General features: G+C 73.9%; 16 protein-coding genes. 3 read left to right on the plus strand and 13 right to left on the minus strand.

Annotated elements, in window-relative coordinates:
• Nucleotides 1-120 precede the first annotated feature (120 nt).
• Nucleotides 121-2034, plus strand: a complete 1914-nt coding sequence (locus AB0O91_RS23595; protein WP_363436258.1) for an FUSC family protein — start codon at nucleotides 121-123, stop codon at nucleotides 2032-2034.
• Between the two features lie 99 nt (nucleotides 2035-2133).
• Here the strand turns inward: AB0O91_RS23595 and AB0O91_RS23600 are convergent, their stop codons facing one another.
• The 7 genes from AB0O91_RS23600 to rsmI all read right to left on the minus strand — a co-directional run bounded on the left by AB0O91_RS23600 (nucleotide 2134) and on the right by rsmI (nucleotide 10163).
• Nucleotides 2134-3963 (minus strand): ABC-F family ATP-binding cassette domain-containing protein, encoded by a 1830-nt coding sequence (locus tag AB0O91_RS23600; protein WP_363436259.1) that lies wholly within the window; start codon nucleotides 3961-3963, stop codon nucleotides 2134-2136.
• Between the two features lie 111 nt (nucleotides 3964-4074).
• A complete protein-coding gene (locus AB0O91_RS23605) occupies nucleotides 4075-4989 on the minus strand; it encodes a 4-(cytidine 5'-diphospho)-2-C-methyl-D-erythritol kinase (RefSeq protein ID WP_363436260.1) in 915 nt (304 codons plus the stop codon).
• The gene (gene rsmA / locus AB0O91_RS23610; RefSeq protein WP_363436262.1) at nucleotides 4986-5867 is read right to left on the minus strand and encodes a 16S rRNA (adenine(1518)-N(6)/adenine(1519)-N(6))-dimethyltransferase RsmA; all 882 of its coding nucleotides are present in this window, start codon (nucleotides 5865-5867) and stop codon (nucleotides 4986-4988) included. The genes AB0O91_RS23605 and rsmA overlap by 4 nt, the downstream gene beginning before the upstream one ends.
• A 106-nt stretch (nucleotides 5868-5973) precedes the next feature.
• On the minus strand, nucleotides 5974-6852 hold the full coding sequence (locus AB0O91_RS23615) for a TatD family hydrolase (RefSeq protein ID WP_363436264.1): 879 nt from the start codon (nucleotides 6850-6852) through the stop codon (nucleotides 5974-5976).
• Nucleotides 6852-8471, minus strand: a complete 1620-nt coding sequence (gene metG / locus AB0O91_RS23620) for a methionine--tRNA ligase (RefSeq protein ID WP_363436266.1) — start codon at nucleotides 8469-8471, stop codon at nucleotides 6852-6854. The genes AB0O91_RS23615 and metG overlap by 1 nt, the downstream gene beginning before the upstream one ends.
• 118 nt (nucleotides 8472-8589) lie before the next feature.
• Nucleotides 8590-9057, minus strand: a complete 468-nt coding sequence (locus AB0O91_RS23625; RefSeq protein WP_363436267.1) for a hypothetical protein — start codon at nucleotides 9055-9057, stop codon at nucleotides 8590-8592.
• 236 nt (nucleotides 9058-9293) lie between these two features.
• On the minus strand, nucleotides 9294-10163 hold the full coding sequence (gene rsmI, locus AB0O91_RS23630) for a 16S rRNA (cytidine(1402)-2'-O)-methyltransferase (protein ID WP_363436269.1): 870 nt from the start codon (nucleotides 10161-10163) through the stop codon (nucleotides 9294-9296).
• Nucleotides 10164-10268: 105 nt separating this feature from the next.
• Between rsmI and AB0O91_RS23635 the strand changes: the two genes are divergently transcribed.
• Both AB0O91_RS23635 and AB0O91_RS23640 read left to right on the plus strand, forming a co-directional pair.
• Nucleotides 10269-12065, plus strand: a complete 1797-nt coding sequence (locus tag AB0O91_RS23635; protein WP_363436271.1) for a phospholipid carrier-dependent glycosyltransferase — start codon at nucleotides 10269-10271, stop codon at nucleotides 12063-12065.
• A gap of 199 nt (nucleotides 12066-12264) precedes the next feature.
• A complete protein-coding gene (locus AB0O91_RS23640) occupies nucleotides 12265-14037 on the plus strand; it encodes a penicillin-binding transpeptidase domain-containing protein (protein ID WP_363436274.1) in 1773 nt (590 codons plus the stop codon).
• Nucleotides 14038-14116: 79 nt separating this feature from the next.
• Here the strand turns inward: AB0O91_RS23640 and AB0O91_RS23645 are convergent, their stop codons facing one another.
• The 6 genes from AB0O91_RS23645 to AB0O91_RS23670 form a co-directional block, all read right to left on the minus strand.
• A complete protein-coding gene (locus AB0O91_RS23645) occupies nucleotides 14117-15532 on the minus strand; it encodes a glycosyltransferase 87 family protein (protein WP_363436277.1) in 1416 nt (471 codons plus the stop codon).
• Between the two features lie 128 nt (nucleotides 15533-15660).
• Nucleotides 15661-17148 carry an amino acid permease gene (locus tag AB0O91_RS23650; RefSeq protein ID WP_363436279.1) on the minus strand — a complete coding sequence of 496 codons (1488 nt, stop codon included), beginning with the start codon at nucleotides 17146-17148 and terminating at the stop codon, nucleotides 15661-15663.
• Between the two features lie 248 nt (nucleotides 17149-17396).
• Nucleotides 17397-18920, minus strand: coding sequence for a penicillin-binding transpeptidase domain-containing protein (locus AB0O91_RS23655; RefSeq protein ID WP_363436282.1), 1524 nt, complete (start codon nucleotides 18918-18920; stop codon nucleotides 17397-17399).
• Nucleotides 18920-20254: an FtsW/RodA/SpoVE family cell cycle protein gene (locus AB0O91_RS23660; RefSeq protein ID WP_363436285.1), complete on the minus strand. Its 1335-nt coding sequence runs from the start codon at nucleotides 20252-20254 to the stop codon at nucleotides 18920-18922. The genes AB0O91_RS23655 and AB0O91_RS23660 overlap by 1 nt, the downstream gene beginning before the upstream one ends.
• A gap of 177 nt (nucleotides 20255-20431) precedes the next feature.
• Nucleotides 20432-21115: an ABC transporter gene (locus AB0O91_RS23665; RefSeq protein WP_363436287.1), complete on the minus strand. Its 684-nt coding sequence runs from the start codon at nucleotides 21113-21115 to the stop codon at nucleotides 20432-20434.
• A complete protein-coding gene (locus tag AB0O91_RS23670; protein ID WP_363436290.1) occupies nucleotides 21112-21960 on the minus strand; it encodes an ATP-binding cassette domain-containing protein in 849 nt (282 codons plus the stop codon). The genes AB0O91_RS23665 and AB0O91_RS23670 overlap by 4 nt, the downstream gene beginning before the upstream one ends.
• Nucleotides 21961-22084 lie beyond the last annotated feature (124 nt).

The raw sequence follows: 22084 nt of genomic DNA on the forward strand, positions 1-22084 counted from the left end.
GGTACGAACTCGACATGTACGACCGGCCTCCGGGGCCCTGGGTAGACTGACCCGGTACGCCCCATCTGCCGTGCAATGTCGCCCAGCAGCGTTCCGTGGCCGCAGAACGGACGTGACGACATGCCCGAGCGCAAGCCGAAGCCGACCCCCTGGTGGGCCCGTGCCGTACGGCCGGCCCGGCCACCGGTGCCCGTGCGGCTGATGGTGCGGGCGGCGGTGGGCATGGCGGTGCCGTTGACGGTGGGGTTGCTGTTCCACCGGCTGGACCTGGGGGTGTTCGCCGGGCTGGGGGCGATGCACGCGACGATGAACGACCGCGTCGAGCCCGTGGGGCTGCGGACGGCGAGGATCGGCTCGGCGGTGGCGGCTTCGGCACTGGGGATGCTGGTCGGCACGATGCTGCAGCACGTGCACGCGGGTCCGGCGGTGCTCGGTGTCGGTCTGACGCTCACGGCCTTCGTGTCGGGCGCGCTGAGTGCGACGGGTCCGCGCGGCTCGGCGGCCGGGATGCTGTTGCTGGTGTCGGCGGCGCTGGGCAGTGGGATGCCGTTGCCGGCGCCGTGGTGGGCGGCGGCGCCGATGATGCTGGCGGGTGCCGGGTTCGTGGTGCTGCTCGGGCTGCCGGGCGGCGGGCGCGGCCGTCCGGAGGCGGATCCGCGCAACCGGGCGCTGGCCGCCGTGTTCGAGGCGCTCGGCCGGACCCTGGCCGAGCTGGGCACCGCGCGGGGCGCGGCGTCCCGCCGGGTGCTGACGGCCCGGCTGAACCAGCTGCAGGACCTCCTCCCGCAGCACGGCCGGACGGACCGCCCGACCGACCGCCCGACCGACCGCCGGGGACGCCTGCGACCGATGTACGAGGCCACGTTGGCGGCCACCGAGGCGGCGACCGGCCTGCTGTGGGCCCGGCGGCCGGTGCCGCCGGAGGTGGCCGAGGTGCCGGGCCTGCTGGCGCGGGCCGTACGGCGGGGCGGCGGCGAGGTGACGGTGCCGGACTGGCAGCCGGACACCCCGGCCCGGCAGGCCCTGGACGTGGCCCTGCGGGCCGCCGCCGACACGGTCGCGGGCCGCCCGACGCCGGTCGGCACCGCGCCCGCACCACCGCCCGACCCGTGGCGGCTCAGGGGCCGGCTGCTGTCCGGCCCGTCGCTCCGGTACGGCCTGCGGGTCGCGCTGTGCATCGCGGTGGGCTCGGCGGTCACGGCCAACTACCCGCTCAGCAAGAGCTACTGGGTGCCGATGACGATTGCCTTCGTGCTGAAGCCCGACCTCGGTTCGGTGTTCCTGCGCGCGGTGAGCCGCGCGGTCGGCACGGTGCTCGGCGTGGTGGTGACGGCGGCGCTGCTGTCGCTGACCACCGAGGAGTGGCCGCTGACGGCGGTCGCGGCCGGCTGCGTGGCGCTGCTCCCGTACGTCACGGCGGCGCACTACGGGCTGAACACGGTGGCGATGACGCCGATGGCGCTGGTGCTGCTGCAGCTGGGCGGGCAGAGCAGTGCGGCGGAGTTCTGGCCCCGGGTGCTGGACACGGTGCTGGCGAGCGCGATCGTGCTGCTCTTCGGCTACCTGCTGTGGCCGGAGCGCCCGCGCCACCGGATCGAGCCCCGGCTGGTGACCGCGGCGACCGCACTGCGCGCCTACCTCGACGCGGTGACCGACCACCGGACCGGCGAGGTGTGGCTCCGTCGCACGGCCTACCGGTCGCTGGCGGACGCCCGGCACGAGGTGCAGCTGGGGCTGTCCGAGCCGCCGCCCACCGGCCGGCTGGCCGAGCAGTGGCTGCCGGCCACGGCGGCGCTGGAGCGCCTCGGCGGGGCGGTCGCGGCGTTCGCCGCACAGATCCGCTACGGCGGCCGGGTGCCCGATCCGGTGGAGGCGGACCGGGTCCGCCGGGCGCTGGACGAGCTGACGGCGGCCGCCCGGGAGCACCGCCCGCCGACCGGGGCCGAGGCCCGGCCGAGCACACCGCACGACCCGGCGCTGAGCGCGCTGGGCCGTGCGGCGGACGAGCTGGAACTCCTGCTCAGGAAGGGCTAGTCCAGCAGGGCCGCCGTTGAACGGCCCGTCCCCGGGGGCCGTCGCAGAACAGCCCGTCCCCGAAGGCCGTCACAGAACGGCCCGTCCCCGGGGGCCGGTTCAGACCTGCTCGGCCAGCTCCAGCCAGCTCATCTCCAGCTCCTCCTTCTCCTCCCGGACCGCGCGCAGCTGCCCGTCCAGCTCCGCGACCTTGGAGAAGTCGGCGGCGTGCTCGGCGAGTTGGGCGTGCAGCTTGGACTCCTTCTCGTCCAGCTTCGCGATCTGCCGCTCGAGCTTCTGCATCTCCTTCTTCGCCGCCCGCAGGTCCCCGCCGGACAGCCCCGGAGCAGCGGCGTCCGCGGCGGCCGGAGCGGCGACAGCGGCAGCAGCAGCCGTGGCGGACGCCGACGCGGCGGCCATCCGCGCCCGCCGCTCCAGGTACTCGTCCACGCCGCCGGGCAGCATCCGCATCTTCTTGTCGCCGAGCAGCGCGTGGACGACGTCCGTGGTGCGCTCGATGAAGAACCGGTCGTGGCTGATGACGACCATCGAGCCGGGCCAGCCGTCGAGCAGGTCCTCCAGCTGGTTGAGGGTCTCGATGTCCAGGTCGTTGGTCGGCTCGTCGAGGAACAGCACGTTGGGCTCGTCCATCAGCAGCCGCAGCAGTTGGAGCCGCCGCCGCTCGCCGCCGGAGAGGTCGCCGACCGGCGTCCACTGCTTGTCCTTGCCGAAGCCGAACTGCTCGCACAGCTGCCCGGCGCTCATCTCCCGGCCCTTGCCGAGGTCGACCCGGGAGCGGACCTGCTCGACGGCCTGCAGCACCCGGGTCTCCGGCTCCAGCTCGGCGACCTCCTGCGACAGGTAGGCCAGGCGCACGGTCTTGCCGACCTTGACCACGCCCGAGGCCGGCTGCACGTCGCCCTCGCTCGCGTACGCGTCGCGCATGGCCCGCAGCAGCGAGGTCTTGCCGGCGCCGTTGACGCCGAGCAGGCCGATCCGGTCGCCGGGGCCGAGCTGCCAGGTGAGGTCCTCCAGCAGCAGCTTGGGGCCGGCCTTGACGGTGACGTTCTCCAGGTCGAAGACGGTCTTGCCGAGGCGGGCGTTGGCGAAGTTCATCAGCTCGCTCTTGTCCCGCGGCTCCGGCACGTCCGCGATCAGGGCGTTGGCCGCCTCGATCCGGTAGCGCGGCTTGGAGGTGCGGGCGGGGGCGCCGCGGCGCAGCCAGGCGAGCTCCTTGCGGGCCATGTTCTGGCGCTTCTGCTCCTCGACGGCCTCGATCCGGGAGCGCTCGGCGCGGGCGAAGACGTAGTCGGAGTAGCCGCCCTCGTACTCGTGCACCTCACCGTGCTGGACGTCCCACATCCGGGTGCAGACCTGGTCGAGGAACCAGCGGTCGTGGGTGACGCAGACCAGCGCGGAGCGGCGCTTCTGCAGGTGCTGGGCGAGCCAGTTGATGCCCTCGACGTCGAGGTGGTTGGTGGGCTCGTCGAGGATGACCAGCTCGGGCGAGCCGAGCAGCAGCTTGGCGAGGGCGATCCGGCGGCGCTCGCCGCCGGAGAGCGGGCCGATGACGGTGTCCAGGCCGTCGGCGAAGCCGGGCAGGTCGAGGCCGCCGAAGAGGCCCTCGATGATGTCGCGGATCCGGGCGTCGCCGAGCCACTCGTGGTCGGCGCGGTCGGCGATGACCTCGTGCCGGATGGTGGCCTTCGGGTCGAGCGAGTCGTGCTGGGTGAGGACGGCCGGTTCGAGGCCGCCGTTCCAGGTGATCCGGCCGCCGTCGGGCTCCTCCAGCTTGGCGAGCATCCGGATCAGGGTGGTCTTGCCGTCGCCGTTGCGGCCGACGACGCCGATCCGGTCGCCCTCGCTCACGCCCAGGCTCACCGCGTCCAGCAGGGTGCGGGTGCCGTAGACCTTCGTGACGGACTCGATGGTGGCGAGGTTGACGGCCACGTGTGCTGCGCTCCTGGGTTCGGCGGTCGCGGGGCGGGCCGGGCCCGCCCCTCTCTCGGGGACGCCCCGATCACCCCCGCCTAATGGGCGGGCCGCGGCCCCCTCACCGCGTCAGCGGGCCGAGGCCCCCGGCACCGGCCCGTACGTGGCGTGCGCCGCCCGGCAGGTGCCGGAGGCCAGCAGCGCCCGGGCGACGGCGGCGGCCGCCTCGGCGTCCTTGGCCAGGAAGGCGCAGGTCGGTCCGGAGCCGGAGACCAGGGCGCCGAGCGCACCCGCCTCGGTGCCGGCCCGCAGGGTGGCGGCCAGCGCGGGGCGCAGCGACAGGGCCGCGGCCTGGAGGTCGTTGGTGAGTGCGGCGGCCAGGGCGACGGCGTCGCCCTCGGCGAGGGCGGCCAGCAGCGCCGGGTCGGCGTCGGGGGTGGCCACGTCGGTGTCGCCGGAGCCGGTGCCGGCCTGCTCGCGCAGCCGGTCGCACTCGCGGAACACGGCGGGGGTGGACAGTCCGCCGTCGGCCACCGCGAAGACCCAGTGGAAGGTGCCCTCGGTCGGGAGCGGCTCCAGGATCTCGCCCCGGCCGCGGCCCAGCGCGACGCCGCCGAGCAGCGCGAACGGCACGTCGGAGCCGAGTTCGGCGGCGAGCTCCAGCAGCACCGGGAGCGGGGTGTCCAGCTGCCACAGCGCGTCGCAGGCGACCAGCGCGGCGGCGCCGTCGGCGCTGCCGCCCGCCATGCCGCCGGCCACCGGGACGGCCTTGGCGATGTGCAGGTGCACACCGGGGTCGGCGATGCCGTGGTGGGCGGCCAGGAGCCGGGCCGCGCGGGCGGCCAGGTTGCTGTCGTCCAGCGGGACGGCGGCGGCGTCCGGCCCGGTGCAGGAGAGCGTGACGCCCTCACCCGGGCTCGCGGTCACCTCGTCCTCCAGCGCGACCGCGAAGAAGACGTTGGCCAGGTCGTGGAAGCCGTCGGCGCGCAGTCCGCCGACCCCGAGCTGGACGTTGACCTTGGCCGGTACCCGTACGGTGATCACTCACTGTCCTTCGCAGGCTTGTGCTCGGCGATCGCGGCGAACTGCTCCACCGTCAGCATCTCGCCGCGCAGCTTGTGGTCGATGCCGGCGGCCGCGAGCGCCTGCTCGGCCCCGGCGGCGGAGCCGGCCCAGCCGGCCAGCGCGGCGCGCAGGGTCTTGCGGCGCTGGGCGAACGCGGCGTCGACCACCGCGAACACCTCCTGGCGGGTGGCGGTGGTCGTCGGCGGCTCGCGGCGGACCAGCGAGACCAGCCCGGAGTCCACGTTGGGGGCGGGCCAGAACACGTTCCGCCCGATCGCGCCGGCCCGCTTCACCTCGGCGTACCAGTTGGCCTTGACCGAGGGGACGCCGTACACCTTGTTGCCCGGCTTGGCGGCGAGCCGGTCGGCGACCTCGCTCTGCACCATCACCAGGGTCCGCTCGATGCTGGGGAAGGTCGCCAGCATGTGCAGCAGGACGGGCACGGCCACGTTGTACGGCAGGTTGGCGACCAGCGCGGTGGGCGCCGGCCCGGGCAGCTCGGTGACCTCCATGGCGTCGCTGAACACCAGGTCGAAGGCGTCCGCCTTGCCCGGCATCCGGCCCGCGACGGTGTCCGGCAGGTGCTGGGCGAGCACCGGGTCGATCTCGACCGCGGTGACGTGCCGGGCGACCTCCAGCAGCGCCAGCGTGAGCGAGCCGAGCCCCGGCCCGACCTCCACCACGGCGTCCTGCCCGGTCACCTCGGCGGCCCGGACGATCCGCCGCACGGTGTTGCCGTCGATGACGAAGTTCTGTCCGCGCTGCTTGGTCGGCTTGACGCCGAACGCGGCGGCCAGCTCCCGGATGTCGGCGGCGCCCAGCAGGTGGCTGTCAGGGGTGGGGTCGGTGGTGCTCACGCGCCAAGGATACGGGCGCGGGCGCCGCCGCCCGGACGCCCCGGACCGGAACGGGCCCGTCCCCGGCCCCGCCGACGCGGGGACCGCGGGGACCGGGGCCCTCGGTCTAGTACCCGAACGCCCGCGCCGTGTTCGCCGCGATCGCCGCCGACAGCTCCTCCTCGGGCAGCCCCAGGGTGGCGGCCATCGAGCGGACCGTGACCGGGATGAGGTACGGCGCGTTCGGCCGCCCGCGGTACGGGTGCGGGGTGAGGAAGGGGGCGTCGGTCTCGACCAGGACCCGGTCGAGCGGGGTGGCGAGCAGGGCGTCCCGCAGCGGCTGGTTGGCCTTGAAGGTGACCGGGCCGGCGAAGGAGAGGTACCAGCCGTGCTCGGCGCAGACCTTCGCCATCCCGGCGTCCCCCGAGTAGCAGTGGAAGACGGTCCGCTCCGGGGCGCCCTCGGCGAGCAGCACGGCGATGACGTCCTCGTGGGCGTCGCGGTCGTGGATGACCAGCGCCTTGCCGTGCCGCTTGGCCATCTCGATGTGGCGGCGGAACGACTCCTTCTGGATCTCCACCCCCTCGGGCCCGGTGCGGAAGTAGTCCAGGCCGGTCTCGCCCACGGCGCGGACCTGCGGCAGGGCGGCCAGCGCGTCGATCTCGGCGAGCGCCTCGTCCAGCGCCGCCTGTCCGCCCGCGTGCCGCTGCTGCCCGGACCAGCCGTCCGCGTCGCCGAGGAAGATCCGCGGCGCCTCGTTGGGGTGCAGGGCGACGGCCGCGTGCACCTGCTCGTACTGGGCCGCCAGCTCGGCGGCCCAGCGCGAACCGGGCACGTCGCAGCCCACCTGGACCACCGTGGTGACCCCGACCGAGGCGGCCCGGGCGAGCCCCTCGGCCGGGGTGCCGGCCTGCATGTCGAGGTGGGTGTGCGAGTCGGCCACCGCCACCGCCAGCGGTTCCGGCAGCGGCGGCGGGGTCGACCGGTCGTCGTCCTTCTTCGCCATCAGGAGGCGGGCTTCTCTTCGAGGCGCGGGAACAGGATCTCGCCCTTGGTGACGGTGGCACCGACGGGCAGCCGGCCCCAGTCGCCGGCGGTGGCGACGCGCTGGTCGGCGAGCGCGCCGAGGCCCTCGGCGGCGCCCAGCGAGGCCCACAGCTTCTCGGCGGTGGACGGCATCACCGGGTTGAGCAGCACGGCGGTGCCGCGCAGTGCCTCGGCCGCGGTGTACAGGATGGTGGCCAGCCGGGCCTGCCCGTGCTCCGACTCGTCCTTGGCGACCTTCCACGGCTCCTGGGTGGTGAGGTAGCCGTTGACCTGCTTGACGAACTCGAAGACCGCCGCGAGGCCGCCGGCGAAGTCCAGCTCCTCGCCGATCTTCACGTCGGCGGCGGCGACGGCCGCGGCGAGCCCGTCCGCGACGGCCTGCTCGGCCTCGCCGGCCGCGGTGGCCGCCGGCAGCGCCCCGCCGAAGTACTTGCCGACCATCGCGGCGACCCGGGAGGCCAGGTTGCCGAAGTCGTTGGCGAGCTCGGAGGTGTACCGGGCGGTGAAGTCCTCCCAGGAGAACGAGCCGTCGGTGCCGAACGGGATCGCCCGCAGGAAGTAGTAGCGGTACGCGTCCACGCCGAAGTGCGAGGTGAGGTCGGTGGGCGCGATGCCGGTCAGGTTGGACTTGGACATCTTCTCGCCGCCGACCATCAGCCAGCCGTTGGCGACGACCCGCTTGGGCAGCGGCAGGCCGGCGGCCATCAGCATGGCCGGCCAGATCACCGCGTGGAAGCGCAGGATGTCCTTGCCGACGAGGTGGACGGAGGCCGGCCACAGCTCGGCGAAGCGCTCCGGGTCGCTGCCGTAGCCGGCCGCGGTGATGTAGTTCTGCAGCGCGTCGACCCAGACGTAGAGGACGTGCTTCTCGTCCCAGGGCAGCGGCACGCCCCAGTCGAAGGTGGAGCGGGAGATCGAGAGGTCCTTGAGGTCCTGCTCGACGAAGCGCAGCACCTCGTTGCGGGCCGAGGCCGGCTGGATGAAGTCCGGGTTGGCGGCGTAGAACTCCAGCAGCCGTTCGGCGTAGGCGGAGAGGCGGAAGAAGTAGTTCTCCTCCTCCAGCCACTCGACCGGCCGCTTGTGCACGGCGCAGAGCTTCTCGTCCTCGGTGGCGCCGTCGAGCAGTTCGGCGGGGAGCTTGAACTCCTCGCAGCCGACGCAGTACGGGCCGGAGTAGCCGCCCTTGTAGATCTCGCCCTTGTCGAACAGGTCCTGGACGAACTCCTGCACCCGGGCGGTGTGCCGCTCCTCGGTGGTGCGGATGAAGTCGTCGTTGGCGATCTCCAGGTGCTGCCAGAGCGGCTTCCAGGCCTCCTCGACCAGCTTGTCGCACCACTCCTGCGGGCTGACGCCGTTGGCCTCGGCGGTCCGCATGATCTTCTGACCGTGCTCGTCGGTGCCGGTCAGGTACCACACCTTCTCGCCGCGCTGGCGGTGCCAGCGGGTGAGGACGTCGCCCGCCACGGTGGTGTACGCGTGGCCCAGGTGGGGACGGTCGTTGACGTAGTAGATCGGGGTGGAAACGTAGTACGCCGGGGCGCTCGCCCCGGTGGTGCTGTGGTCTGCAGTGGCCGCCATGGTCGGAAAGCTTAGTCGGGCCCGAACACGCCATTCGACCGCATTCACCGCCGCACGGACCGGGGCCGCCCTCCGCACTGCTCGCGGCGGGCGGCCCCGGTGGTCCGTGCCGGGGCGGTCAGCCCAGCAGCCGCGCCCAGAACCGGGCCCAGCGCCCGCGCGGCCGGTCGGCCCCGGCCACCGGGGTCGCCCCGGTCACTCCGGCGGGCCCCGCGGCCCCGGCCGGCTCGACGCCCGCGGGCTCCGCGTGCGCCGGGTAGCCGGGGGCGTGGTGCCGCAGCTGGTCGGCGGAGGCCACCCGGCCCTCGCGCATGATCCGTACGGTGTGGCCACCGCACCCCGGGCAGGTCGGCTTGAGCAGCGGGGACGGCACCCGGACGCCGTTGGCGTGGTACTCGAACACGATGTGGCCGTCCTTGCCCACGTGGTGCTCGATGTCGTACGCCTGCTCCCAGCCGTACCCGCAGCGCAGGCAGGCGAAGGAGTAGGCCTCCCGTACGGTCTCGACGGGAGTGTGCGCCGCCCCGGCCAGACCGGGGACGCTCAGCGCGTTGCCACTGCGGGGGCTACCGATCGTGTCGCTCATAGCCGTCTCCCAGTGCCCGTCGGGCGCTCGCCCGGCTGGGTCTTTCCCTTCCAGGAAATGCCCGGACCGCCCCGGGTGACGCCCTTCTTGTGAAGACTTGGATGCGGGTTGGGAAGTCCTATACGAAGGGCCTCCCGCGCCCCGGAAACCGGGGCCGAATCTTCAGCTCGGCGGGCGTTTACCGGGGCCTTCCCTCCAAGGTACGACTCCTCGCCCGCCCCGCAACCCCCCGGAATTCACCCCTTTTTCAAAGCCCCGTCCACACCGTCCTTCTTGGCCGCCACCACCGCGTCGAAGACCTCCCGCTTGGGCACGGACAGTTCGACCGCGACCGCCGCGATGGCCTCCTTCCGCCGCTCCCCGGCCTCCTCCCGGACGGCCACCAGCCGGGCCAGGTCGGCCGGGGTCAGCTCCTGGGGCGCGGCCGGCGGGGCACCCGCGACCACGACGGTGATCTCACCCCGGACGCCGTCGGCGGCCCAGGCCGCCAGCTCGCCGATCGGGCCGCGCTTGACCTCCTCGTAGGTCTTGGTGAGCTCGCGGCACACGGCGGCCGGCCGCTCCGGCCCGAAGGCCTCGGCCATCGCGGTCAGCGCCTCGGCGATCCGGTGCGGCGCCTCGAAGAAGACCATGGTGCGCGGCTCGGCGGCGACCGAGGCCAGCTGCCGGGCCCGGTCGCCGTTCTTGCGCGGCAGGAAGCCCTCGAAGGTGAACCGGTCGACCGGCAGGCCGGACAGCGCGAGCGCGGTGAGCACCGCGGACGGCCCGGGCACCGCGGTGACCTTCACGTCCGCCGCGACGGCCGCCGCCACCAGCCGGTACCCGGGGTCGGAGACCGAGGGCATCCCGGCGTCGGTGACCAGCAGCACCCGGGCGCCCCCGAGCAGCGCCTCGACCAGTTCGGGGGTGCGGCCGACCTCGTTGCCCTCGAAGTAGGAGACGACCCGCCCGGCCGGGGTCACCCCGAGCGCCTGGGTGAGCCGGCGCAGCCGCCGGGTGTCCTCGGCGGCGATCACGTCCGCCGTGGCCAGTTCGGTGACCAGCCGGGGCGGGGCGTCCGAGACGTCGCCGATGGGGGTGCCTGCGAGAACGAGTACTCCTGTCACGGGCCCCATCCTTCCACCTGGGGCCGGTCGGAGCTTTTGGTGACGATTCGGGCAGCTTCCGAGGGACCGCTCACACGTACGAGGAGCGCCCCTACGATGTGGCGGATGAACGGCGACACGGCGGCGCAGACGCCCACGGGTACGGACCACTCCGCGCAGGGCGGTGTCAGCCTGCCGTCCCCCCGGTCATCCTGGTCATCCTGGTCATCCGGTTCACCCGCGGGCTGGCGGGACCGCCTGGCCGGCCACGGCTACCGCGCCCGCAGCGCCGACACCCTCACCGAGCGCCTGGTCCCGCCGATGCCGGACGGCCCCGGGGTGACGCCCCCGGACGTCCCGCAGTCCCCGCTGCTGCTGCGCCTGGGCCTGTCCCTGCCGCAGGGCCTCTGGTACTTCCTGTGCCGCTGGTCCGGCTGGCTGGGCCCGATCGCGGTGGCGGTGTTCGCCGGGGTGCTGCGGTTCACCAACCTCGGCCAGCCGCACGCGATCATCTTCGACGAGACGTACTACGCCAAGGACGCCTACGCGCTCTGGCACGGCGGCTACGAGATCAACTGGCCGGAGGACGCCAACACCACGATCATGACGCCGGGCGCGGCCGTCCCGTACCGCTCGACGCCCTCGTACGTGGTGCACCCGCCGGTCGGCAAGTGGATCATCGGCGCGGGCGAGCAGCTGTTCGGGATGAACCCCTTCGGCTGGCGGTTCGCGGTGGCCCTGCTCGGCACCCTGTCGGTGCTGATGCTGGCCCGGATCGCCCGCCGGATGTTCCGCTCCACCCTGCTGGGCTGCGTGGCCGGCCTGCTGCTCTCAGTGGACGGCCTGCACCTGGTGCTCAGCCGGACGGCGCTGCTCGACCTGGTGGTGATGTTCTGGATCGTGGCCGCCTTCGGCTTCCTGCTGCTGGACCGCGACCACACCCGGGCCCGGCTGGCCGCGCGGCTGGGCGGGATCGTGGACCCGGGGCGCGCCCAGCGGATGCACCTGGGCTGGCGCCCGTACCGGATCGCGGCCGGCGTCTGCGTCGGCCTGACCTGCGCCACCAAGTGGAGCGGCCTGTACGTGGCGGCGGCCTTCGGGGTGCTGACCGTGCTCTGGGACGTCGGCGCCCGCCGGCTGGCCGGCGCCCCGCGCCCGTACCTGGCGGTGCTGGCCCGGGACGTGGTGCCCGCCTTCGTGTCGGTCGTCGTGGTCTCGGTGGCGGTCTACCTGGCGTCCTGGTGGGGCTGGTTCGCCAGCAGCACCGCCCCCGGCCAGGGCGGCTGGGGCCGGGACTGGGCGGTCGGCCGCCCCACCGACTACCCGTGGATACCGGAGGGCCTGCGCGCCCTGTGGCACTACCACTCGACGGTCTACGAGTTCCACACCCACCTGACCGACCCGCACACCTACCAGTCCAACCCGTGGTCCTGGCTGGTGCTGGGCCGCCCGGTGTCCTTCTACTACGAGTCCCCCAAGCTCGGCCAGAGCGGCTGCACCGTCGCCGACTGCGCCCGCGAGGTGCTGGGCATCGGCACCCCGCTGCTGTGGTGGACGGGCGTGCTGGCGCTGGTCTACTGCCTGTGGCGGTGGGCGTTCCGCCGGGACTGGCGGGCCGGCGCGCTGCTGTGCGGCCTGGCCGCCGGCTACCTGCCGTGGTTCCTCTACCAGGAGCGGACGATCTTCCTCTTCTACGCGGTGGTCTTCGTCCCGTTCCTGGTGCTCGCCGTGACGATGCTGATCGGTGCGCTGATCGGGCCGGCCGGCGCCTCCCGGGACCGCCGGATCATCGGCTCGGCGACGGCCGGGCTGCTCGTCCTGCTGATCGTCTGGAACTTCCTGTACTTCTTCCCGCTGTACACGGGGCAGACCATCCCGCTGGCGGACTGGCGCCGCCGGATGTGGTTCAACACCTGGATCTGAGGCCCTGTGCGGGCCCGCGGGGCGCCCGCACAGGGTTCCCCCGAAGCATCCGCACCCGGTCCACGACACGTACCAGATCCGTCACAAGACCCCGGCCTCCGGCCGGGGCGCCGAATCCGCCTGCCTAGGGTGGGAGACGTACCGCGTTTCCGGCCCCGCCGGTTGCGCCCGGCCGCGATACCCCTGGGGGATTGGCACCATGCGCAGTGGCGCGAAGATCGGCATCATCACCGGCGTGTCCATCGCCGTCCTCGCGGGCGGCGGCTACGGGGCCTACAGCCTGATGGGCGGCTCGGGCTCCGGGTCGTCCGCCGCGAAGCCCCGCACCGTGGTCGCCGAACCGCCCTCCGCCGATCAGGCGGCGGCCGGCACGAAGGACTTCCTGGCGGCCTGGGCCTCCGGCGACATCGCCAAGGCGGCCTCGCTGACCGACGACCCGGCCGCGGCGACCACCGCCCTGACCGCCTTCAAGGACCAGGTGAAGCCGAGCGCGCTGACCCTCACCCCCGCCGGTCCGGCCACCCCGCAGGCCTTCGCCTCGGCCACCGGCAGCCCCGCTCCGGCCAAGCCCACCGGTTCGGCCTCGGCGACCCCGCCCGCGAGCGCCACCCCCGGCGCCGGCGACTCCGCCTCGCCGTCCGCCTCCGCGGCGCCGACCGGCGTGCTGATGGGCTTCAAGGCCCGCGCCGAGTTCGAGGGCACCAACCGGGCCTGGGACTACAACGGCTTCCTGGGCGTCGTGAAGATGAGCGACAACACCCCGGCCGTGCACTGGGCGCCCTCGGTGATCCACCCGCACCTGTCCGGCAACGAGACCATCGCCACCCAGCAGGTCTTCGCCCCGCCGTCCACCGTGGTGGACCGCAACGGCAAGCCGCTGCAGGGCGCCTCGCTCACCCCGGCGCTGATGTCCAGCCTCCAGGACAACGCCCGCAAGCTGCTGCCGCCGGACCCGAACAAGGACAAGGACGCGGGCAGCGCGGTGGTCATCACCGACCCGTCCGGCAAGACCGCCGCGGACAAGCTGTTCACCATCGTCGAGCCGAAGCCCGGCCAGCCGTTCAAGGTGACCATCGACAACACCCTCCAGGCGGCCGCCGAGAAGGCGATGACCGACCTGGGCGGCAAGTCCGGCTCCATCGTCGCGATCGAGCCGAGCACCGGCCAGGTGCTGGCCTTCGCCAACGCCCCGGCCAACGGCCAGAACCGGGCCTTCGCCGGCCTGCTCGCCCCCGGCTCGACGATGAAGATCCTCACCTCGACGGCCCTGCTGGAGGCCGGGATCAACCCGGACACCACGGTCGCCTGCCCCGAGAAGAGCAGCAACCCGGTCGCGATCCCGAACGACTTCCCGGGCGCCTTCCCGAACAACACCCTCCAGCAGGACTTCATGGTGTCCTGCAACACGGCCTTCATCAACCAGGGCCTGACCAGCCTCAAGCCCGACACCCTGGCCAACACGGCCAAGGACGTGTACGGCATCGGCCTGGAGTGGAAGACCGGCCTGCCGAACGCCGACGGCAAGATCCCGGTGGCCCCGGGCAGCAAGGACGAGCAGGCGATGAACTACATCGGGCAGGGCAAGGTCCAGATGAACCCGCTGGCGATCGCCTCCGTCACGGCGACCGTCCAGAGCGGCGCGTTCAAGCAGCCGATCCTGGTCGCCGGGCTGCCGCAGCAGCAGGCCGCCCGGCAGATCTCGCCGGACGTCGCGACCAAGCTGCGGGCGATGATGAACGCCACCGCGGTCAGCGGCACGGCCAGCCAGGTGATGGCCGGGATCACCGACAAGGCGGGCGCCAAGACCGGCTCCGCCGAGGTCCAGGGCGCGACCACCACCAACAGCTGGTTCACCGCCTTCCGCGGCAACCTGGCGATCGCCGCCGAGGTCCAGGGCGGCGGTCACGGCGTCGACGCGGCCGGTCCGGCGGTCGCCTCGCTGATCAAGGCGGTCGGCGCTCCCCGCCAGTAGCGCGCGCCGTCCCCTGACGCCGGAGCCCGCCCCGCCACGACGGCGGGGCGGGCTCCGCCGCGTCCGCAGCCGGGCCGGCTCAGCGCCGCGGCAGCACGGCCTCCGGCGTCTCCGGAGTCTCCGGCGCCGGTCGCGGCGGCAGCGGGCGGCTGCTGCTCCAGCGCCCCGCCGCCAGCCGGGGCCAGATCATCAGCACGGCCGGCAGCGCCAGGTACCCGAACCGGCCCGCCGGGGCGAGCGTGAAGGCGATCGCGAGCCCGGCGGCCAGCAGGTCGGCGGCGGCGATCGCGGAGACCGGCGGCCTGGCGACCAGCCAGATCGCCACCCCGATCAGGGCCAGGGTCATCAGCGCGAGCGAGACGGTGTGCCCGGTGGGCCCGAAGCCCGCCAGCACCTTGCCGGGCAGCGGGCTGCCCGCCGGGGTGCGGATCGCGGTCATCCCGAGCGGGAAGCGCACCACCTGGTCGCGCAGCGCCGTCGGCTGGGTGAGCACCGAGGGCAGCAGCACCGCGGCGCTCACCCCGACCCCGATCAGCGCGGTGCGGACGGCGGGCCGGCGGCCGTACAGCCGCCAGAGCAGCAGGACGGCGACCGGCAGGGCCGGCCAGGCGGTCCACTTGAGGCTGCAGGCGAGGGCGAGCACGAGCCCGGCGGCGACCGTGCGGTCCCGTTCGGCGAGGGCCATGGCCAGGCAGCAGACGCCGATCAGCGGCAGGTCGACCCCGCCGACCGCCAGGGCGAGCGCGATCAGCGGGGAGGCGGTGAGGACGGCCAGCGGCAGCAGCGGCGCGCGGTGCCTGGTGGGGCGCAGCAGCCGCCAGGCGGCCAGCAGGCAGACGACGAAGGTGAGGGCGAACCAGATCCGGGCGTCGCCCGCGACCCGGGCGAAGGCGGTGGAGCTGCCGAGCAGTTGGCGCGGCAGCCCGAACAGGGACATCGCCGGCAGGTACGGGTTGTAGTCCGTGACCACCACCGGGTGCGGGAGGTAGACGTCACCGCTGGTGAGCAGCAGGTGCGCCGAGCGTTCGACCACCATCACCTCGGACTGGTGGCGCCCGTTGACGGCGAGCAGTCCGAGCGGCGCCAGCACGGCCCCGAGCAGGGCGACCACGGCGGCGGCCTCGGCGGCGAAGCGGCGCGGCAGGGTGAGGCAGAGCAGCCCGGCGAGGAGGTAGGCGGGGGCGGCGACGAGGCCCCAGAGCCGCTGGTTGGCGAGGTCGGAGACGAGCGGGAAGGCGGCGGCCCAGCCGGCCGCGATCAGACAGCCGGTCAGCTGGACCCAGCGCAGCGAGGCGAGCCGGGCGGGATTCCACCGATCGGGCGTAGGCGGAAAGGTGCTCTCACCACGCTGTCGGGGGAACGGCCGGGGCAGCGGGCCGCCCGACGGCGGTCCGGGTCTGGACGGCGGTTCGGCGCCGAGGGGCTGGGCCGGCGTTCTGGCTCGGCCGGTGAAGCGGCCGCGCGGGGAGGTGCCGGGCGTGCGGGTGCTCACCATGGTGGAAGGTTATGGCGGCCGAGCGGGCCCTGTCGCCACTGCATCGGGCCCCGTTCCGGACGCTACGCGCGTAGGGCCGCCGGGTGTCGTACCGGACGGCGGCCCTTCACGATTCCATAACGGACGGGTCAGCCGGCCGTGGTGTCGGCCGGGGCGTCCTGCCGCCCGGCCCGCTCCAGCCGGGAGTGCTTGACGCTGTAGCCGAAGTAGACGACCAGGGCGACGGCGAGCGCGATCGCCCCGGCCCGGAAGGTGTCGGCGTGCAGGCCGGTGACCAGGTAGATGCAGAAGGCGACGCTGAGCAGCGGGACGACCGGGTAGCCGGGGACCTTGAAGCCGCGGGGCAGGTCGGGCTGGGTGCGGCGGAGCACGATCACGCCGATCGAGACCACCGAGAAGGCGATCAGGGTGCCCAGGCTGGTGATGTCGGCCAGCACGTTCAGCGGGATGAACGCGGCCAGCGCGCCGACGCCGAGGCCGACCACCAGGGTGTTCCAGACCGGGGTGCCGGTGCGCGGGGAGAGCTGGGCGAAGCGCTTGGGCAGCAGGCCGTCGCGGCCCATCGAGTAGAGGATGCGGGTCTGGCCGTAGATCACCACCAGGGTGATGCTGAAGATCGAGACGATCGCGCCGATCGCGAAGATCATCGCGGGCCAGGTCTGGCCGGTGATGTTCTGCAGGATCTGGGCCAGGCCGGCCTCCTGGCCGTTGAACTCGGTCCACGGCTGGGCGCCGATGCCGGCCAGCGCGACCAGGATGTAGAGCAGGGTCACCACGACCAGCGAGATGATGATCGCCATCGGCAGGGTGCGGCGCGGGTTCTTGACCTCCTCGCCGGCGGTGGACACGGCGTCCAGGCCGATGAAGGAGAAGAAGATGCTGGAGGCGGCCACCTGCACGCCGCCGATGCCGAGCGGCATGAACGGGGTCAGGTTGCCGGACTTGAAGCCGGTGAGCGCGACGCCGATGAACAGCAGCAGGATGGCGATCTTGATCGCGACCATCACCGCGTTGACCTTCACCGACTCGCTGACGCCCCGGATCAGCAGGAAGCACACCATGGCGACCAGCAGCAGCGCCGGCAGGTTGAACCAGTGGGTGCTGTCCGGCGCCCCGGACAGCTGCTCGGGGATCTTGAACCCGAAGGCCAGGTCGAAGAACTTGTTCAGGTACTCCGCCCAGGTCACCGCGATCGCCGAGGCCGAGACGCCGTACTCCATCAGCAGGCAGATGCCGACGCCGAAGGCCACGCCCTCGCCGAGGGTGGCGTAGGCGTAGGAGTACGAGGAGCCGGAGACCGGGATCGCGGAGGCCATCTCGGCGTAGCAGAGCGCGGTCAGCCCGGCGGTGACCGCGGCGATCACGAAGGACAGGATGACCGCCGGACCGGCCGAGGGCACCGCCGTCTTGAGGACGAAGAAGATGCCGGTGCCGATGGTGGCGCCGATGCCGATCGCGGACAACTGCCAGAGGCCGATGGAGCGGCGCAGGTGGATGCCGGAGCGTCCGCCCTCCTCGGGGGCACCGGCCGGCAGGCCGCGCCCCTCACTCTCCGCGATCAGGGTCGAGACGGGCTTGCGTCGCAGCAGACGCGCACCGAGGGTGTTGCTGGCCAAAACCGCAGTCCTTCTGGGCGGGGGAGGGTGTCCTGGGCGCCGGTCACCCGCGGCACTGGGGGGTGCCTTCGGGGACCAACCGAACAAACATGGGACAGGACCCCGCGAAAGCACCATTGTCGCAAACAAACAATACCGATCCGCGCATTGTACGAATCGTCGCATCGATGATGACAAACCAGACACTTCGCACCCGTCGCACCATCGGTCAATCCGCTAAACGTCCAGCTCAGCGCCGTTGATTGGCCTCAGCGGCCGAGTACCGCCCGCATCACCGCACGGGCGATCGGGGCCGCCAGGGCGCCACCGGTCACATCCGTGGCGTCACTGTCCGCGACCACCACCGCCACCGCGACCGGCGGCACCGCGTCCGAACCGGCCGGCCTGGCCCAGGAGATGAACCAGGCGTACGGCGTCCCGCTGTTGCCGACCCCGTGCTCGGCGGTGCCGGTCTTGCCCCCGACCACCGCCCCGGGGATCCGCGCGTTGCCACCGGTGCCGTTCGCCACCACGTCCGTCATCAGCTGCTGCAACTGCCCGGCCACCGCCGGGCTGGTCGCCCGCCGGTACACCGCCGGCTTCATCAGCTCCACCGTGCTGCCGTCGCTCCTGGTCAGCCTGTCCACAAGCTGTGGACGCATCACCGTCCCGTTGTTGGCGACCCCGGCCGCGACCATCGCCATCACCAGCGGGGTGGCCGCGGTGTCGAACTGCCCGATCGAGGAGAGCGCCAGCTGGGACGGGTCCATCGAGGTGTCGACGGTCGACCGGGCCGGGCGCACCGGCATGTCCAGCCGCGGATCGTTGAAGCCGAAGCCCTCCGCCGTCGCCACCAGCCCCGACAGCCCGGTCCGCTCCCCCAGGTAGCCCAGCACGCTGTTGCAGCTGAGCGTCATCGCGGTGGACAGCGACAGCCCCGGCCGGTCGCAGGCCGCGTTGTCGTTGACCAGCGGCGTGGTCGTCCCCGGCAGCACGTACGGGAAGGGCGCCGCGGTCGGCGCGCCCGGGTCGGTGACCACCCCGGCCGTCAGCGCCGCGGCGGCGGTGACCACCTTGAAGGTCGAGCCCGGCGGATAGGTCTGACGCAGCGCCCGGTTGAGCATCGGCTGGTCGGTATCGGCCTGCAACCGGTTCCAGGCGGTCTGGTCGGCCCCGGCGGTGCCGGCGAAGCCGCCCGGGTCGTACGAGGGGGTGCTGGCCAGCGCCAGGATCCGCCCGGTGGCCGGCTCGATCGCGGCCACCGCGCCCTTCTGGTCGCCGAGCCCGCTCATCGCGGCCTGCTGGGCCGCCGGGTCGATCGTCGTGTAGACGTCCCCGCCGGGGTTCTGCCGGCGGGAGATCGCGTCCCAGAGCGACCAGCCGGACAGCCGGCCGTCGGTGCCGGTCAGCAGGTCGTCCTCGGTGCCCTCCAACTGGCTGTCCCCGTACGCCTGGGAGGCGAAGCCGGTGACCGCGGCGTAGGTCGGGCCGTCGGTGTAGGTCCGCTTGTAGGCGTACCGGCCGCCGGTGGGCAGCGAGCCGGTCACCGACCGGCCGCCGACCATGATGTCGCCGCGCGGCCGGGCGTACCGCTCGACGGTGAACCGCTGGTTGGCGGAGTTGCGGTTCAGGTCCCGGGCCTCGAACACCTGCACCCGGGTGGCCTGCACGCACAGCGCCCCGACCAGCAGCAGGCAGAAGGTCGCCGCCCGGCGCCCGGTGACCGAGATCCCCGGCAGCCCCTGCGGACCGTTGCCCCGGGGCCGGCCGCCGCCGGACGGGTGGCCCGCCATCAGCCCACCACCTCCGGCACGGGCCGCCGGGCGTCGTGGCTCATCCGCACCAGCAGCGCGACGATGATCCAGTTGGTGACCACCGAGGACCCGCCCTGGGCGATGAACGGCATGGTCATCCCGGTCAGCGGGATCAGCGCGAGCACCCCGCCGGCCACCACGAACACCTGGAGGCCGACGATCGCGGCCAGCCCGATCGCCAGCAGCCGCCCGAACGGGTCGCGCAGCGCGATCCCGGTCCGGAAACCCCGCGAGACCAGCACCGCGTACAGCAGGAACACCGCGATCAGCCCGGTCAGGCCGAGCTCCTCCCCGATGGTGGCGAGGATGAAGTCCGACTTGGCGGCGAACCCGATCAGCACCGAGTGCCCGTTCCCCAGCCCGGTGCCCAGCTCCCCGCCCCAGGCGAAGGCGAACAGCGACTGGGCGATCTGGTTGGCGCCCCGGCCCGCCGCGATCGAACCCAGCGGGTCCAGCCAGTCCACCACCCGGCTGTGCACGTGCGGCGACAGCCAGCCCACCGTCACCGCGCCGACCGCCGCCAGGCCCAGCCCGATCGCGATCCAGCCGGTGCGCGCGGTGGCCACGTAGAGCATCACCACGAACAGCCCGAAGTACAGCAGGGCCGTCCCGAGGTCGGTCTCCAGCACCAGCACCCCGACGAAGGCCGCCCAGATCATCAGCACCGGCCCGAGCACCCGCCCGCGCGGCAGTTGCCAGCGCCAGACCCGACGGCCGGTCAGCGCCAGCGCGTCCCGGTGCACCGCCAGGTAGGCCGCGAAGAACACGGCCAGCAGGATCTTGGCGAACTCCCCCGGCTGGAAGGAGAGCGGCCCGACCACGATCCAGATCCGCGAGCCGTACACCGGCGGGAACAGGATCGGCACCACCAGCAGCACCAGCGCCGCCAGCGCCCCGACGTGGGCGTAGCGCTGCAGCCGCCGGTGGTCGCGCACCAGCAGCAGCACCACGATGAACAGCGTCACCCCCAGCGCCGACCAGAGCAGTTGGGTGGAGGCGGCCGCACGGCCCGGGGTCGCCCGGTCCAGGCGGTAGATCACCACCAGCCCGATCCCGTTCAGCAGCACCGCGATCGGCAGCAGCAGCGGATCCGCGTACACCGCCCGTCGACGGACCACCAGGTGCGCCGCCAGGGCGAGCACGCCGAGCGCGGCCCCGTACTGGGCGGCGTCGGCCGGCACCTCGCCGTCGAGGTTCACGCCCACCTCGACATAGCCGAACACGGCGGCCAGGACGGCGCCCAGCACCAGCACCAGCTCGGTGGTGCGCCGGGTCGGCACCGGCCGGGCGGGCCGGGCGGCGGATCTCGTCACGGCGGAGGGTGTCGCCACGGACCGTCCAGGGGGAGGCGGGGGTTGCCGGTCGGGGCGGACCGGACGCCGGTACAGCGGCGCCCGTGCCCCGGTTCGTCACCCTAACGAGCACTATCCATATGTATGGGTAGTGCGCCCCGGTGTGTCCGCCGCTATCGCGTCCGCACCGGCCCGCCCTCACCCCGGCCGCCGCCCGGCCGACGCCGCCGCCCCGGCCCCGACGGCGGCCACCAGCACCACCGAGAGCAGCAGTTGCCCCCACGGCACGCCGAGCCCCCCGGTCCGGGCCGCCGTCACCACCCCGCGCACCGCCGCGTTGGCCGGCGACACCGGCAGCACCAGCGCCGCCGCCGCCAGACCCAGCGCCGCCAGCACGTCGTACGGCGAGCGGACCAGCAACGGCCGGTTCGCCACCGCCCCGGCCACCACCCCCAGCAGCACGCAGACCACCGCCGCCGTCAGCCCGGCCAGCAGCGCCCGGCCGACGCCCGGATCGACCCCCGCCCCCGGATTCGCCACCGCCCCGCTGACCCACCACAGCGCCGCCACCTCCCCCACCGCCAGCAGCAGACCCGCCGTCAGCGCCGCCAGCAGCGCCGCCAGGTGCACCCGCGCCGGGCCGGCCGCCGCCACCAGACAGGCCCGCGCGGCCGGCGGCTCGGCGGTCAGCACACCGCGCACGAACCAGGCGCTCACCGGCACCAGCAGCCCCGCGCCGTACCCGAGCCCGCCCAGCAGCGGGTCACCCGCCGTCACCCCGACCACCAGCAGCAGCGCGAACGCCAGGAACGGCGGCAGCCAGGCGTGCGAACGCACCAGCAGCTCCAGGTGGTACCGGGTCAGCGCCCCGACCTGCCTCACCGCTCCCCCGTCCGCCGACGCACCGCCAGCACCCGGACCCCCGGACGGCCCAGCAGCAGACTGCGCAGCAGCGCGTCCGCGTGCCCGTCCGGCACCGTCAGCCGCACCGCCGTCCCGCCCAGCGCGACCGGCTCCGGCGCCCCGGGCAGCCGCTCCGGCAGCGGGACGCCCTCCGGCAGCTCCACCTCGACCTCCGCCACCGGCCCGCCCTCGGCCACCGGCTCCGGCTCCGTCGCCTCCGGGTGCAGCCCGCCGTCCGCGCCCACCCGGTAGGCGGCACCGGTCCGCCCCGCCAACCGGGCCGGGTCGTGGTCCACGAACAGCACCGCGCCGCCCGCCGCCGCCCGCTCGACGGCCGCCTCGTCCAGCACCGCCCGGGCCCCCGGGTCCAGCCCGGTCCACGCCTCGTCCAGCAGCAGCACCGGGGTCTCGGCGATCAGCGCCTGCGCCACCGCGACCTTCTGACAGGTGCCCTTGGACAACCGGCTCAACGGGGTGCCCGCCCGGTCCGCGATGCCGAACCGGTCCAGCCACTCCCCCGCCCGCCGCCGCGCCCCCGCCGCCGACAACCCGTGCACCCGGCCCACCCGCAGCAGGTACGAGGCCGCGTCGAAGGGCAGCGCCGGCGGGAACCGCTCCGGCACGTACGCCGCCGCGCCGGAGCGCACCACCCGGCCCGTGCTCGGCCGCTCGATCCCCGCCGCCAGCCGCAGCAGGGTCGACTTCCCGCTCCCGTTCGCCCCCGCGATCCGCACCAACTCCCCCGGCCCGACCGCCAGCCCGACGTCCCGCAGGATCCACCGCCCGCCCCGCCCGTACCGCTTGCCGACCGCGGTCAGCTCCATCCGCTCCCCCGCCTCCACCGGACCCGCACGAAGGCTATCCGTTCCGGATAAGGCCCACGTGAGCCCCCGCGGGCGACAATGACCGCCCCCCGCGCCGGAGTTCACCCCGGCGCGCACGGGTCGA

The organism is Kitasatospora sp. NPDC089797, assembly GCF_040684795.1.
Lineage (GTDB): Bacteria > Actinomycetota > Actinomycetes > Streptomycetales > Streptomycetaceae > Kitasatospora.